10 protein-coding genes and 3 rRNA genes are annotated in these 15,185 nt (G+C 62.7%); 5 read left to right on the plus strand and 8 right to left on the minus strand.

Annotated features, from left to right (window positions below; all coding sequences use genetic code 11):
* Window positions 1-3: 3 nt before the first annotated feature.
* Both MJO58_RS20095 and nucS read right to left on the minus strand, forming a co-directional pair.
* Window positions 4-300, minus strand: coding sequence for an Rv1322 family protein (locus MJO58_RS20095; RefSeq protein ID WP_090605090.1), 297 nt, complete (start codon window positions 298-300; stop codon window positions 4-6).
* Between the two features lie 23 nt (window positions 301-323).
* Window positions 324-995, minus strand: coding sequence for an endonuclease NucS (gene nucS / locus MJO58_RS20100; protein WP_239720741.1), 672 nt, complete (start codon window positions 993-995; stop codon window positions 324-326).
* 117 nt (window positions 996-1,112) lie between these two features.
* Between nucS and MJO58_RS20105 the strand changes: the two genes are divergently transcribed.
* Together MJO58_RS20105 and MJO58_RS20110 are read left to right on the plus strand one after the other, a co-directional pair.
* Window positions 1,113-2,708: an adenylate/guanylate cyclase domain-containing protein gene (locus MJO58_RS20105; protein ID WP_239720742.1), complete on the plus strand. Its 1,596-nt coding sequence runs from the start codon at window positions 1,113-1,115 to the stop codon at window positions 2,706-2,708.
* A gap of 12 nt (window positions 2,709-2,720) precedes the next feature.
* Window positions 2,721-3,497, plus strand: coding sequence for a PIG-L deacetylase family protein (locus MJO58_RS20110; protein ID WP_239720743.1), 777 nt, complete (start codon window positions 2,721-2,723; stop codon window positions 3,495-3,497).
* On the opposite strand, the gene MJO58_RS20115 is transcribed toward MJO58_RS20110, so the two are convergent.
* The gene (locus tag MJO58_RS20115; RefSeq protein WP_239720744.1) at window positions 3,494-4,708 is read right to left on the minus strand and encodes an MFS transporter; all 1,215 of its coding nucleotides are present in this window, start codon (window positions 4,706-4,708) and stop codon (window positions 3,494-3,496) included. The genes MJO58_RS20110 and MJO58_RS20115 overlap by 4 nt on opposite strands.
* Window positions 4,709-4,798: 90 nt before the next feature.
* Between MJO58_RS20115 and MJO58_RS20120 the strand changes: the two genes are divergently transcribed.
* The gene (locus MJO58_RS20120; RefSeq protein ID WP_175364508.1) at window positions 4,799-5,668 is read left to right on the plus strand and encodes a LysR family transcriptional regulator; all 870 of its coding nucleotides are present in this window, start codon (window positions 4,799-4,801) and stop codon (window positions 5,666-5,668) included.
* Here the strand turns inward: MJO58_RS20120 and MJO58_RS20125 are convergent.
* The gene (locus tag MJO58_RS20125; protein ID WP_090605102.1) at window positions 5,665-6,141 is read right to left on the minus strand and encodes a VOC family protein; all 477 of its coding nucleotides are present in this window, start codon (window positions 6,139-6,141) and stop codon (window positions 5,665-5,667) included. The two genes, MJO58_RS20120 and MJO58_RS20125, sit on opposite strands and share 4 nt — an antisense overlap.
* A gap of 262 nt (window positions 6,142-6,403) precedes the next feature.
* Here MJO58_RS20125 and MJO58_RS20130 point away from each other — a divergent pair, with 262 nt between their 5' ends.
* Window positions 6,404-7,900 (plus strand): DNA-3-methyladenine glycosylase 2 family protein, encoded by a 1,497-nt coding sequence (locus MJO58_RS20130; protein WP_239720745.1) that lies wholly within the window; start codon window positions 6,404-6,406, stop codon window positions 7,898-7,900.
* Window positions 7,897-8,388, plus strand: a complete 492-nt coding sequence (locus MJO58_RS20135) for a methylated-DNA--[protein]-cysteine S-methyltransferase (protein WP_239720746.1) — start codon at window positions 7,897-7,899, stop codon at window positions 8,386-8,388. Before MJO58_RS20130 ends, MJO58_RS20135 begins: the two co-directional genes overlap by 4 nt.
* 46 nt (window positions 8,389-8,434) lie before the next feature.
* On the opposite strand, the gene rrf is transcribed toward MJO58_RS20135, so the two are convergent.
* The 4 genes from rrf to murA all read right to left on the minus strand — a co-directional run bounded on the left by rrf (window position 8,435) and on the right by murA (window position 15,158).
* A 5S ribosomal RNA gene (gene rrf / locus MJO58_RS20140) occupies window positions 8,435-8,547 on the minus strand.
* An 89-nt stretch (window positions 8,548-8,636) separates the two neighbouring features.
* Window positions 8,637-11,720, minus strand: a 23S ribosomal RNA gene (locus tag MJO58_RS20145).
* A 285-nt stretch (window positions 11,721-12,005) separates the two neighbouring features.
* Window positions 12,006-13,524, minus strand: a 16S ribosomal RNA gene (locus MJO58_RS20150).
* Together the 16S, 23S and 5S rRNA genes form the textbook arrangement of a ribosomal RNA operon.
* Before the next feature lie 380 nt (window positions 13,525-13,904).
* On the minus strand, window positions 13,905-15,158 hold the full coding sequence (gene murA / locus MJO58_RS20155; RefSeq protein WP_090605110.1) for a UDP-N-acetylglucosamine 1-carboxyvinyltransferase: 1,254 nt from the start codon (window positions 15,156-15,158) through the stop codon (window positions 13,905-13,907).
* Window positions 15,159-15,185 lie beyond the last annotated feature (27 nt).

Here is a 15,185-nt window from a genome sequence, read left to right on the forward strand (position 1 = left end):
GTTTCACGACCACTTTCTGGTCGGGCTGCGCTTTGCCCGATTCGTCCAGCACGGCGTGTGCCAGTGCCGTCGGTCGTCCACCCCGCCCAGCGGTGAGTCCGTCGGCCACACCACCAGATGCGCTGTGCCGGAACGGATTTCGTGATCGCAGCCGGGGCAGCGATAGGTCTTGAGCGCACGCGCGGCCGCAATCGGGCGCACTTCGTAGTCGTCACCGTCGGGCCCGGTTTCCACCCGCCGCAGGGCCGGCGACAGCGAAGGCAGCTGTTGCCGACGGGGCGGGGTGCGGCGCCGAGCCATGCCGTCAAGTCTAATCGGGCAAATCAGAACAGCCGGTACTCGTCGCTGTCCATTCCCCGCATTTTGTCGTAATCCAATGTCAGACAACGGATCCCGCGGTCGATGGCTAAAGTTCGCGCCTGAGGCTTAATCTGCTGCGCGGCGAACACGCCCTTGACCGGCGCCAGCACGGTGTCGCGATTCAGCAATTCGAGGTAGCGGGTGAGCTGCTCCACACCGTCGATCTCGCCGCGCCGTTTGATCTCCACCGCCACCGAGCCACCGCGCTCGTCGCGGCACAGCAAATCGACGGGACCGATCGCCGTCATGTATTCGCGGCGCACCAACGTGTATCCCTCACCCAGCAGCTGGACGTGTTCGGCGAGCAGCGCTTGCAGATGCGCCTCGACGCCGTCCTTGACCAGCCCGGGGTCGACACCCAGATCGTGGCTGGAGTCGTGCTCGACCTCCTCGATGGTGATGCGCAGCTGTTCGCCCGCCTTGTTCTCCACCACCCATACCGGCGTCTCGCCGACGACCTCTTCGGTCAACCAGCACGGCGGACTCATCCAGTTCAACGGCTTGTAGGCGCGGTCGTCGGCGTGCACGCTGACCGAGCCATCCGCCTTGAAGAGCAACAACCTGCGCGCCGACGGCAGATGCGCGGTGAGCCGGCCAACGTAGTCCACGGTGCACTGGGCGATCACTAGACGCACCCGACTCACCTTAGAGCGTCGTCAACGAATTAGGCTGACGCCACCATGTCGGCCAAAAAGAGCATGTCGGCCAAAAAGAGGACGTCGGCCAGAAAGAGGACGTCGGCGAACAAGAGCATGGCGCAACGCCTGGGACGGGTGCTCGAAAGGGTCACCCGTCAGAGCGGCCGGTTGCAGGAGACACCCGCCTACGGTTCCTTGCTGCTCGGCCGGGTGAGCGAGAGCCAGGCCCGCCGGCGGGTCCGCATTCAGCTCATCCTGACCACCTTCATCCTGATCGCCAATCTGATCGGGATCGGCGTGGCCGTACTGCTGTTGGCGGTCGCGTTGCCGTCGCCCAGCATCTTTACCGACGCGCCGGCGTGGATCACCTGGGCCGTCGGACCCGGATACGTCGCCGTCGCGCTGGCGCTCGGCACCTTCTGGATCACCCACCGGACGACGGCCGCGCTGCGGTGGGCGATCGAGGAGCGCGCGCCCACCCTCAACGACGAACGCAACACCTTCCTGGTCCCGTTCTGGCTGGCGATGGGGGTGCTGGTGCTGTGGGGCGTAGGGACCGCGTTGCTGACGACGCTCTACGGACTGGTCAACAGCCTGTTCATCCCGATCGTGGGCTTCTCGGTGAGCTTCTGCGGCATCTTGGTGGCCACCGCGTGCTACCTGTTCACCGAGTTCGCCTTGCGACCGGTGGCCGCCCAGGCGCTGGAGGCCGGCCGCGTACCGCAGCGGCTGGCGCCGGGCATCATGGGCCGCACGCTGACGGTGTGGCTGCTCGGTTCCGGCGTGCCGGTGCTCGGCATCGCGCTGATCGCGTTCTTCGCGCTGGTGCTGCGCAATCTGACCGAGACGCAACTCAGCGTCGCGGTGCTGATCGTTTCGACCGCGGCGCTGATCTTCGGCTTCATCCTGATGTGGATCCTGTCCTGGCTGACGGCGACACCGGTGCGGGTGGTGCGCGCGGCCCTCAAGCGCGTCGAGCAGGGTGATCTGCGGGGCGACCTGGTGGTGTTCGACGGCACCGAACTCGGCGAGCTGCAACGCGGCTTCAACTCCATGGTCGACGGCCTGCGCGAGCGCGAGCGGGTGCGAGACCTGTTCGGCCGGCATGTCGGTCGGGAAGTCGCTCTGGCCGCCGAACGTGACAAACCCAAACTCGGCGGCGAAGAGCGCCACGTCGCGGTCGTGTTCATCGACATCGTCGGCTCCACGCAATTGGTGACCAGTCAGCCCCCGACCGAGGTCGTGCAGCTGCTCAACCGGTTCTTCGCGATCGTCGTCGAGGAGGTCGATCGGCACCACGGCCTGGTCAACAAGTTCGAAGGCGACGCGTCGCTGGCCATCTTCGGCGCTCCGAACCACCTCGACCGTCCAGAAGACGAGGCCCTGGCCGCGGCGCGCGCCATCTGTAGCCGGATGACCCACGAAATGCCCGAGCTCGAGGCGGGCATCGGCGTAGCGGCCGGACAGGTCGTCGCCGGGAACGTCGGCGCCAAGGAACGGTTTGAATACACCGTGATCGGCGAACCGGTCAACGAAGCGGCCCGGCTGTGCGAGCTGGCCAAGTCGCACCCGGGTCGATTGTTGGCGACCGCGGACACTGTCCAGGGTGCGAGTGAAAGTGAAAGTGCCCGTTGGTCTTTGGGTGAGACTGTGACACTGCGTGGACACGATCACCCCACCCGGCTGGCTTCGCCCGAACGCGGCGAGTAGCGGAGCTGTTCAGTGGCAACCCTGGTCGCCTTTCATGCGCATCCGGACGACGAGGTAGTCCTCACCGGCGGCACGCTTGCCGCAGCCGTGGCGGCGGGGCACCGCGTAGTCCTGGTGACCGCGACCGACGGACGGGTGAACGATGAGGACGATGACACCCGAATGGATGAATTGCTGACGAGCGCAAGCGTTCTCGGTGTGCATCGAGTCGAGTGCCTCGGCTACGCCGACAGTGGCTACGGGCCGATCTTCTACCCCGATCCCCCCGGCCGGATCAGGTTCGCGAGGGCCGGGGTCGAAGCGACGGCGCAGCGACTGGCCCCCATCCTGCGCGACGAGAACGCACAGCTGCTGCTGAGCTATCAGCCCAACGGCGGATACGGACACCGGGATCATGTGCAGGTCCATCACGTCGGCAAGCGTGCCGCCGAGTTGGCCGCGACCCCGCGGGTCCTCGAAGTGACGATGCCGCGCGAACTGCTGCGCCGCGTCTCCAATCTGCTTCGCTTGTTGCGACTTCCGGCACCCTACGATGCCGACACCCTACGCACGGCGTACGCGCCGCAAGCCACCATCACGCACCGGATCGACATCCGGCGGTTCGCCCGGGAAAAGCGGGATGCCTTTGCCGCCCATCGCTCGCAGATCGGCGGCGGACTCAACGCGTGTTTGTTCGGGTTGGTGATGCTATTGCCGCCGCAGGTCTTCGGATTGGTGTTCAGCCACGAATGGTTCGTTGATCCGGGCGCCCAACCGGGGACGGTGCGCCGCAATATCTTCGACCACTAGGACACCCGCACCGGCACAGCCGCTCTCACCAACGACGCCACCAGTAGCAGGGCAAGGATCAGCAGCGTTCCCACAGACCAGACGGTGGCCCGCCAGCCGCCCACGCCGTAGGCCAGGCCGCCCAAGCCGCCGGCCACCGATCCGCCCAGGTAGTAGCTGAACAGGTAGAGCGCGGAGGCCTCGGCGCGATCGCTGCGTGCCACGGCCCCCACCCAACCGCTGGCCACCGCGTGCGCGGCGAAGAAACCGCCGGTGAACACGCCGGTCCCGACGACGATCACCGGCAACGCGTCCGGCAGCGTCATCAGCAGCCCCGTCACGGTGATCGGCATCGCGCCACCCAGCACGAGCATGCGCCCCCGTCGGTCGGCGAGCCGTCCCGCCACGACCGACGTCCAGGTGCCCACCAGGTACAGCAGGAACAGCAGGCCCACCACCGACGGCTTCAACTCGAACGGCGCGGCGGCCAGCCGGTAGCCGAGGTAGTTGTATACGGTGACGAATCCGCCCATCAGCGTGAAAGCCAGGACAAAAAGCTTCAGCAACAACGGGTTTCGCAGATGCGTCAGCAAACGCTGGGTGGTCGCGCGGAGGCTCACCGGCTTCGGGGCGAAGAACTGAGACTTCGGCACCAGCAGGGCGAATACCACCGTCGCGGCCAACGTCGTCAACGAACACACCAACAGCGCGACCCGCCAGCTGCTGACCTCGAGCACCAGCGCCGGCACGATCCGTCCCGCGCAGCCACCGATCGTCGTCCCGGCGATGTAGCGCCCCATCGCCGATCCCAACGATGACGCGTGCACCTCCTCGGCCAGAAACGCCATCGCGACCGCAGGAATCCCGGCGAGCGCAACGCCCTGGGCCGCCCGCCCGACCAGCAGCACACCCAGCGTGGGGCTGAGCGGCAGCAGCAACCCGATCACGCTGGAGGCGACGCCCGAACTCAGCATCACGGTGATTCGCCCGTACCGCTCGGAGAGCACGCTGGCCGGGACGATGGACAAGGCCAGCATTCCGGTGGTGAGCGAGACCGTCAGCGCCGACGTGGCCGGGGAGATCCGGTAGTACACGGACAACGCGGGAAGCAACGCCTGCGTGCAGTACATGGCGGCGAAACTGGCCAGACCGGCGCCCACCAGCGCCGCGGTGATACGCCGGTATCCGCGGCTGCCGGCTTGGTGCGCGCTGGGAGTTGGGAGTTGGAGCATAGCCATGATGGTCCGCGCCGCCCGGGCCAATCGGAAATGAATTATTTCGGACATTATGATGCAATAGCAACATAAGCAGAGGTGGCAGGCATGGCCGATGGGGACTACGAGTGGTTCCTCACACTCGCCGAGCTGCAGCACGTCACGGCGGCGGCCCAACAACTGCACATCGCGCAGCCGACGCTCACGCGGATGCTGGCGCGCCTGGAACGGCGGCTCGGGGTGCGGCTATTCGATCGCCACGGCCGCCGACTCTCGCTGAGCACCTACGGCCGGATCTTCTACGAGCACGCGCGCCGGGCGCAGTTGGAGCTCGATTCGGCCCGACGCGAAATCGCGGATCTGAGCAACCCCGCGGCCGGTGAGATCCGGCTGGGCTTCTTGAGGTCGTTCGGATCCATCGTCGTGCCCCGTTTGATCGCGGCGTTCACGCAGACGTCGCCGCGTGTGACCTTCACGCTCGAGGAGGGGGCTGCCGAGCTGATCAACGACCGCGTCCTGGCCGGGATGATCGACGTCGGAGTGGTGTCGCCGCGGCCGAAAACGGCAACCATCGCTTGGCGCAGCCTGTTTCGTCAGCGCCTCGGCGTCGCGGTGCCCCACGACCACCGGCTCACCGACGCGCCAACGGTGTCCATGGCGGACCTCGCCGACGAGCCCTTCGTCGCCATGCATCCCGGATACGGCATGCGACAACTACTCGACGAGCTTTGTGCCGCAGCACAATTCCAGCCGCGCATCGTCCTGGAATCGGCGAATCTGAGCACCACCGCGGGGCTGGTGGCCGCGGGCCTGGGCATCAGCCTGACGCCGATCGATGGCAGTGAGCGTGCGCCCGGCGTCAGCGTGCTGCGCCTGGTCGACGCCGACGCCTACCGCGACATCGGAATGATCTGGGATTCGGCTCGACCGTTGTCCCGCGCCGCCCGGGACTTCGTCGCTTCCGCCGCGACGTCCTAGCCGCCGGGCCGCCAGAGCTCGACCGTGCTGCGCGCGCCGCCGGGCAGCTCGAGTATCTCGATGGGCGTGTCATCGGGGTCGTAAACGAAAAACATTCGCACACCACCGATATCGACGATTGGCTCGGTGCGCACAGCCGGATGCTGATGCAGCACCGCCTGGTAGGTGTCGTCGAGATCGGCGACGCGAAACGAGATGTTGGTATAGCCACGGTGCGGGCCGGCCGGGCTGGCCGGTACATCGCCGAGAAACAGCAGCTCGACCATGGCTCCCCCGATCAATCCGCCAACCATTCGGCCTTTCTGAGCCGCGCCACCGGTTACGGCATCGAGTCCGCCGCCCTCGAGTTCGACATCGAAGACGACGTCGATGCCCAGCACGTCGGTGTAGAACGCCAGCGACCTATCCATGTCCGAGACGCCGATGCAGACATGGGAGAAGTTCTCGACGGCGATGGGTTTCGGCTCGGTCATGCGGACTCCTTCGGGTACTTGCGGCGGTGCACGAACTGGGCTGCACGGAACTCATCGCAATCTGCGCGGATCCTCGTCATCATGGGCAGGGTCGACAACCCCACACCCCAGCGCGTCGTCGTTGCTGATCGCGCGGTAGCCCTGAATCAGGTCCATCGGCGGCTGGTCGATTATGACGCGGCACTGACCCGTTGGCCCGCCGGTCCACGATCATGTCGCTTTTCCGCCAGTCTTGTCGGCCCTCGGGTGTAACTGTGGAAGCGTGCACGACGATTTCGAACGCTGTTACCGGGCGGTCCAGTCGAAGGACGCCCGGTTCGACGGCTGGTTCGTCACCGCGGTGCTTACCACCCGCATCTACTGCCGCCCCAGCTGCCCGGTGCGTCCGCCGTTCGCCCGCAACGTGCGTTTTTATCCGACCGCGGCGGCCGCGCAGCGGGCGGGTTTCCGCGCGTGCAAACGATGCCGTCCCGACGCCTCGCCGGGGTCGCCCGAATGGAACGTGCGCGGCGACATCGTGGCGCGGGCCATGCGGCTCATCGCCGACGGAACGGTGGACCGCGACGGGGTGGGCGGTCTGGCCGCACACCTCGGGTACACGACGCGGCAGCTAGAGCGGCTGTTGCAGGCCGAAGTCGGCGCCGGTCCCCTCGCACTGGCGCGCGCGCAACGAAGCCAGACCGCCCGGCTGCTGATCGAGACGACCGACCTACCGTTGGGCGACGTCGCGTTCGCCGCGGGATTTTCCAGCATCCGCCAGTTCAACGACACCGTGCGCCTGGTCTTCGAAAGCACGCCGACCGACTTGCGCAAGCGCGCGGCGGCCCGGTCCGGGTCCTTGAGAGCCGGAGTGACTTCGCCTGGGACCGTGTGCCTTCGGCTGCCGGTGCGCACACCCTTCGCCTACGAGGGCGTCTTCGGACATCTGGCCGCAGGCGCCGTTACCGGTTGCGAGGAAGTGCGCGACGGCGCCTACCGGCGCAGCCTTCGGCTTCCGGCCGGCAACGCGGTGGTCGCGCTGACGCCGGCCGTCGATCACGTCCGCTGCCTGCTCGTGCTCGACGACTTCCGCGATCTCACGACCGCGATCGCCCGCTGCCGGCGGCTGCTCGACCTCGACGCCGATCCGGAAGCGATCGTGGACACCCTGAGTCGCGACCCGCTGCTGGCTCCTGTCGTGGCCAAGGCGCCGGGACAACGCATTCCGCGCGCGGTCGACGAGGCCGAACTCGCGGTGCGCGCGGTGCTCGGTCAGCAGGTCTCCACGAAGGCCGCACGCACCCACGTCGGCCGATTGGTCAGGGCCTACGGGCCAGAAGTCCACGACCCCGAAGGCGCACTGACACATGCCTTCCCGTCGATCGAGCAGCTCGCCGAGATCGATCCCATCCATCTGGCGGTGCCCAAGTCGCGGCAACGGACGATGACTGCGCTGGTCGCCGGGCTGCTCGATGGCAGTGTGGTGCTGGACGCCGGAAGCGATTGGGACGGCGCGCGCAGTCAGCTGCTGGCCCTGCCGGGGGTGGGCCCCTGGACCGCCGAGGTGATAGCGATGCGTGGTCTTGGCGACCCGGACGCGTTTCCCGTCAGCGACCTTGGGCTCCAACTCGCCGCAAAGGAGCTGGGCCTGCCGACGAATCAACGCAAACTCATTGAGCACAGCGCACATTGGCGCCCCTGGCGTTCGTACGCCACCCAGCATTTGTGGACCACGCTCGAGCACCCGGTGAACCACTGGCCGCCACAGGAGGCCGCATGATCCAGTACCGCACCATCGACAGCCCCATCGGGCTGCTGACCCTGGCCGGCCGCGGCTCGGTGCTGACCAATCTGCGGATGGTCGACCAGACCTACGAACCGAGTCGCGCCGGCTGGTCGCCCGATCCGGGAGCGTTCGGCGCGGCCGTCGAACAATTAATGTCGTACTTCGCCGGCGACCTCACGACTTTCGACATTGAACTCGAGCTGCGGGGCACCGAATTTCAGCGACGCGTCTGGACAGCGCTGCTGACGATTCCATATGGAGAGACCCGATCTTATGGAGAAATCGCCGAACAGATCGGGGCCCCGGGCGCCGCACGTGCGGTCGGACTGGCCAACGGTCACAATCCGATCGCGATCGTCGTGCCCTGCCATCGCGTCATCGGCGCTAATGGCAGCCTCACCGGCTTCGGCGGCGGACTCGGCCGCAAGCGCACATTGCTCGAATTGGAAAATCAGCGATCGACTTTAACGCTATTCGACTAAAAGAGAATGCAAAAATGCCCCCTTTGCAGGGGGCATTTTTGTGTATGTTCGGCGGTGTCCTACTTTTCCACCCGATAGGGCAGTATCATTGGCGCTGACAGGCTTAGCTTCCGGGTTCGGAATGGGACCGGGCGTTTCCCTGTCGCTGTGGCCGCCGTAACTCTATTTATTTTTCATTCAAGTGTTCTGGTGGGGGGTGTGGTATTCGGCGCGACTAAAAGTCACGAAAGAATAGTGGTTGCGATTGTGTTGGTAAGTTTTCGGCCGGTTAGTGCCAGTTCCCTGCACTCATTGCTGAGCTTCTAGGTCTGGCCTATCAATCCCGTGGTCTGCGGGGGGCCTTATCCCTCTAAAAGGGTGAGAAACCTGATCTTGGAGAAGGTTTCCCGCTTAGATGCTTTCAGCGGTTATCCTGTCCGAACGTAGCTATCCAGCAGTGCCTCTGGTGAGACAACTGGTGCACTAGAGGTTCGTCCGTCCCGGTCCTCTCGTACTAGGGACAGGTTTCCTCAAGTTTCTGACGCGCGCGGCGGATAGAGACCGAACTGTCTCACGACGTTCTAAACCCAGCTCGCGTGCCGCTTTAATGGGCGAACAGCCCAACCCTTGGGACCTGCTCCAGCCCCAGGATGCGACGAGCCGACATCGAGGTGCCAAACCATCCCGTCGATATGGACTCTTGGGGAAGATCAGCCTGTTATCCCCGGGGTACCTTTTATCCGTTGAGCGACACCCCTTCCACTCGGGGGTGCCGGATCACTAGTCCCGACTTTCGTCCCTGCTTGACGTGTAGGTCTCGCAGTCAAGCTCCCTTGTGCACTTACACTCAACACCTGATTGCCGTCCAGGTTGAGGGAACCTTTGGGCGCCTCCGTTACATTTTAGGAGGCAACCGCCCCAGTTAAACTACCCGCCAGGCACTGTCCCTGAACCCGATTAGGGTTCGAAGTTAGGTGTCCAATACGGTCAGAGTGGTATTTCAACAACGACTCCGCTCTAACTGGCGTTAGAGTTTCACAGTCTCCCACCTATCCTACACAAACAGTACCGAACACCAATACCAAGTTGTAGTGAAGGTCCCGGGGTCTTTTCGTCCTGCCGCGCGTAACGAGCATCTTTACTCGTAGTGCAATTTCGCCGAGTCTATGGTTGAGACAGTTGGGAAGTCGTTACGCCATTCGTGCAGGTCGGAACTTACCCGACAAGGAATTTCGCTACCTTAGGATGGTTATAGTTACCACCGCCGTTTACTGGGGCTTAAATTCTCCGCTTCACCTTACGATTAACGGGTCCTCTTAACCTTCCAGCACCGGGCAGGCGTCAGTCCGTATACATCGTCTTGCGACTTCGCACGGACCTGTGTTTTTAGTAAACAGTCGCTTCCCACTGGTTTCTGCGGCCGGTTCCCGCTCCCAGCGCAAGGCTGTTCACGGTAAGCCGGCCCCCCTTCTCCCGAAGTTACGGGGGCATTTTGCCGAGTTCCTTAACCATAGTTATCTCGTACGCCTTGGTATTCTCTACCTGACCACCTGTGTTGGTTTGGGGTACGGGCCATGTATGCGCTCGCTAGAGGCTTTTCTTGGCAGCTGAGGATCACCGAATTCGCCTCAATCGGCTATGCATCACCTCTCAGGAATATGAACGACGGATTTGCCTATCGTTCTCCCTACAGGCTTGCCCCAGTATTACCACTGACTGGTACGGCTACCTTCCTGCGTCACCCCATTGCTTGACTACTACCCACCCGGGTCCCACGCAGCCGGCGGTCTTCGCACCCCGAAGGGATTGATAGACCACCATTTGGGTGGTTAGCAGAATGGATTCGTCAGGGACGCTCATACACGGGTACGGGAATATCAACCCGTTGTCCATCGACTACGCCTGTCGGCCTCGCCTTAGGTCCCGACTCACCCTGGGCGGACTGGCCTGGCCCAGGAACCCTTGGTCTTTCGGCGGGCAAGGTTCTCACTTGCCTAATCGCTACTCATGCCTGCATTCTCACTCCCCCAAACTCCACCATCGGTCACCCGACAGCTTCTCTGCATGGGGGACGCTCCCCTACCCAACCTTGCGGTTGCCGCGGCTTCGGCGGTGTGCTTGAGCCCCGCTACATTATCGGCGCACAATCACTTGACCAGTGAGCTATTACGCACTCTTTCAAGGGTGGCTGCTTCTAAGCCAACCTCCTGGTTGTCTCTGCGACTGCACATCCTTTTCCACTTAGCACACGCTTAGGGGCCTTAGCCGGCGATCTGGGCTGTTTCCCTCTCGACGTACGGAGCTTATCCCCCGCCGTCTCACTGCCACGCTATACACCACGGCATTCGGAGTTTGGCTGACGTCAGTAACCTAGTAGGGCCCATCGGCCATCCAGTAGCTCTACCTCCGTGGTGAAACACGTAACGCTGCACCTAAATGCATTTCGGGGAGAACCAGCTATCACGGAGTTTGATTGGCCTTTCACCCCTACCCACAGCTCATCCCCTCAGTCTTCAACCTAAGTGGGTTCGGGCCTCCACGCGGTCTTACCCGCGCTTCACCCTGGCCATGGGTAGATCACTCCGCTTCGGGTCCAGAACATGCCACTCAAGCGCCCTATTCAGACTCGCTTTCGCTGCGGCTACCCCACACGGGTTAACCTTGCGACATGTCCCTGACTCGCAGGCTCATTCTTCAAAAGGCACGCCATCACTCCACAAGGAAGCTCTGACGGATTGTAGGCACACGGTTTCAGGTACTATTTCACTCCCCTCCCGGGGTACTTTTCACCATTCCCTCACGGTACTAATCCGCTATCGGTCATCGAGAAGTATTTAGGCTTACCGAGTGGTCTCGGCAGATTCACAGCAGATTTCACGGGCCCGCTGCTACTCGGGAGTTGATACAAGGCAGGTGCCGGGTTTTCGCGTACCGGGCTCTCACCGTCTGCGGCGGACCATCCCAGGCCACTTCCGCTAACCACGACACTTTCTGACTGCCTCCCAGCTAGGTAGAGCTGAGAAATATCAATCCCACAACCCCGCACACACAACCCCTACCCGGTTACACATGCATGCGGTTTAGCCTGTTCCGCTTTCGCTCGCCACTACTCGCGGAATCACTTTTGTTTTCTTTTCCTACGGGTACTGAGATGTTTCACTTCCCCGCGTTACCTCCCGCACCCTATATATTCAGATACGGGTAACACGACATAACTCGTGCTGGGTTTCCCCATTCGGAAATCCTCGGATCAACGCTCGGTTGACAGCTCCCCGAGGCATATCGCAGCCTCCCACGTCCTTCGTCGGCTCTCGATGCCAAGGCATCCACCATGTGCCCTTAAACACTTACGAACACAAAAACCAAAAGAAAAATTACACATTTTTGACGAACACGCAGCCCGAGGGCGTCGCATCCGTCTAGATGCTCGCAACCACTATTCAATGCTCAAACACCACACCCCACCACCAAGATGGAGGGACACCACGTCGACCAAAGTCGGCCGAGTGTTGTCTCAGGGCCCAATAGTGTGTCTGGCGATTGCCTGTTGTTGTGCACCCGGCCCTCGTCCACTACAGACGAGAACCCCTCACGGCTCACACTCCACCAATTGGAGTGTTTCTCGTGGTGCTCCTTAGAAAGGAGGTGATCCAGCCGCACCTTCCGGTACGGCTACCTTGTTACGACTTCGTCCCAATCGCCGATCCCACCTTCGACAGCTCCCTCCAAAAGGTTAGGCCACTGGCTTCGGGTGTTACCGACTTTCATGACGTGACGGGCGGTGTGTACAAGGCCCGGGAACGTATTCACCGCAGCGTTGCTGATCTGCGATTACTAGCGACTCCGACTTCACGGGGTCGAGTTGCAGACCCCGATCCGAACTGAGACCGGCTTTAAAAGGATTCGCTTAACCTTACGGCATCGCAGCCCTTTGTACCGGCCATTGTAGCATGTGTGAAGCCCTGGACATAAGGGGCATGATGACTTGACGTCATCCCCACCTTCCTCCGAGTTGACCCCGGCAGTCTCTCACGAGTCCCCGGCATTACCCGCTGGCAACATGAGACAAGGGTTGCGCTCGTTGCGGGACTTAACCCAACATCTCACGACACGAGCTGACGACAGCCATGCACCACCTGCACACAGGCCACAAGGGAACCGACATCTCTGCCGGCGTCCTGTGCATGTCAAACCCAGGTAAGGTTCTTCGCGTTGCATCGAATTAATCCACATGCTCCGCCGCTTGTGCGGGCCCCCGTCAATTCCTTTGAGTTTTAGCCTTGCGGCCGTACTCCCCAGGCGGGGTACTTAATGCGTTAGCTACGGCACGGATTCCAAGGAAGGAAACCCACACCTAGTACCCACCGTTTACGGCGTGGACTACCAGGGTATCTAATCCTGTTCGCTCCCCACGCTTTCGCTCCTCAGCGTCAGTTACTGCCCAGAGACCCGCCTTCGCCACCGGTGTTCCTCCTGATATCTGCGCATTCCACCGCTACACCAGGAATTCCAGTCTCCCCTGCAGTACTCCAGTCTGCCCGTATCGCCCGCACGCCGAGGGTTAAGCCCCCGGTTTTCACGAACAACGCGACAAACCACCTACGAGCTCTTTACGCCCAGTAATTCCGGACAACGCTCGCACCCTACGTATTACCGCGGCTGCTGGCACGTAGTTGGCCGGTGCTTCTTCTGCAGGTACCGTCACTTGCGCTTCGTCCCTGCTGAAAGAGGTTTACAACCCGAAGGCCGTCATCCCCCACGCGGCGTCGCTGCATCAGGCTTGCGCCCATTGTGCAATATTCCCCACTGCTGCCTCCCGTAGGAGTCTGGGCCGTATCTCAGTCCCAGTGTGGCCGGACACCCTCTCAGGCCGGCTACCCGTCGTCGCCTTGGTAGGCCGTCACCCCACCAACAAGCTGATAGGCCGCGGGCCCATCCCACACCGCAAAAGCTTTCCACCAAAAGGCATGCGCCAAAAGGTCCTATCCGGTATTAGACCCAGTTTCCCAGGCTTATCCCGAAGTGCAGGGCAGATTACCCACGTGTTACTCACCCGTTCGCCACTCGAGTACCTCCGAAGAGGCCTTTCCGTTCGACTTGCATGTGTTAAGCACGCCGCCAGCGTTCGTCCTGAGCCAGGATCAAACTCTCCAAACAAAAACTCCTCGATAGACGAGGTGTATTTCGAATCAGAGAAAATCTGACCTAACAAAAAGACACCATACTTACTGGCATCAAAAAACGACCATACCCACACACGGGGAGTGTTAAAAGTATGGTCAAAAAAACAACAACAAACAAAAACACCAAACACACTATTGAGTTCTCAAACAACACTCTTGCTTATTTCGCCCGCTTCGGGGCAACCCTGCCAGCTTAATACAGATCCGGCAGAGGCGTCAACCCCCAAATTTCTTGCGATCGTGGTGATCGCTGCGAGGGCAGCCGTGCCAGGTTAGTACCAATCCGGCGAGGGAGTCAAGCCCCGGTCTCGGTCTCCTTCGGGGGTGACCGCGCCTGTGGGGCACTGACTTTGGTTACTGTACCCGCTCGATCTCCGCTCCCAAAATCGCCAGGTTTTCGACGAACAGTGGGTAGCCGCGATCGATGTGAAAGACGTCGTGGACCTCGGTGTCGCCGTCGGCGACAAGCCCGGCTAGCACCAGGCCGGCGCCGGCCCGAATATCCGAACACCAGACCGGTGCGCTGGAAAGTTGCGGCAGGCCCCGCACCACGGCGTGGTGGCCGTCGGTGCGCGCGTCGGCGCCCAGCCGGATCATTTCTTCGACGAATCGAAAGCGCGCCTCGAAGACGTTTTCCGTGATCATCGAGGTGCCGTCGGCGATCGATGCCAGCGCAATCGCCATCGGTTGCAGGTCCGTCGGAAAACCGGGAAACGGCAACGTCGCAACGTTCATCGCCTTCGGACGCTCGTACTGCGTCACGCGAAAACTATTGTCTGTCTGGGTGACGGTGGCACCCGCGTCGTGCAATTTGTGCAGCACCACCTGAAGATGCGCCGGATCGATACCGCTGATCGAGATGTCGCCGCGAGTGATGGCAGCGGCGATCCCCCAGGTGGCCGCGACGATGCGGTCACCGATCACTCGGTGCTCGGTCGGGTACAGCCGCGGGACCCCGGTAATCGTCATGGTCGGCGAACCCGCGCCCACGATCTGCGCGCCCATCTGGTTGAGCATCGTGCACAGGTCGACGACGTCGGGTTCCCGCGCGGCATTGTGGATCGTGGTGACGCCCTCGGCGACCACGGCGGCCATCAGGATGTTCTCGGTGGCACCCACCGAGGGGAATTCCAATTGAATCTCCGCGCCGCGCAACGCATCTGCGTGAGCGACGACGCACCCGTGCTCGATGTTGCACGTCGCACCCAGTTGCCGCAGACCCGCCTGATGCATATCCAGCGGGCGCGAGCCGATCGCATCGCCACCGGGCAGCGCCACTTTGGCCCGCTTGCACCGGCCGACCAGCGGACCCAGCACGCACACCGAGGCGCGGAACTGCCGCACCGCGGCGAAGTCCGCGTCGTACTTGGGCTCGTCGGGTGAGGTGATGCGGGCGACGTCACCGTCGAGTTCGACGGTGGCGCCCAGGCCGCGCAGGACCTCGGCCATCAGCGGCACATCGAGAATGTCGGGGCAGTTGGTGATGGTGCTGGTGCCTTCGGCCAGCAGGGTCGCGGCCATCAGCTTGAGCACGCTGTTCTTGGCGCCCCCTACTGCGACTTCGCCGGACAACCGGTTGCCGCCGGTTACCACGAATCGCTCAGCCACCCGCGTCAGTCTAGTGAAGCGGTATCG

Source organism: Mycobacterium lentiflavum, from assembly GCF_022374895.2.
In the GTDB taxonomy this organism is placed as follows: domain Bacteria; phylum Actinomycetota; class Actinomycetes; order Mycobacteriales; family Mycobacteriaceae; genus Mycobacterium; species Mycobacterium lentiflavum.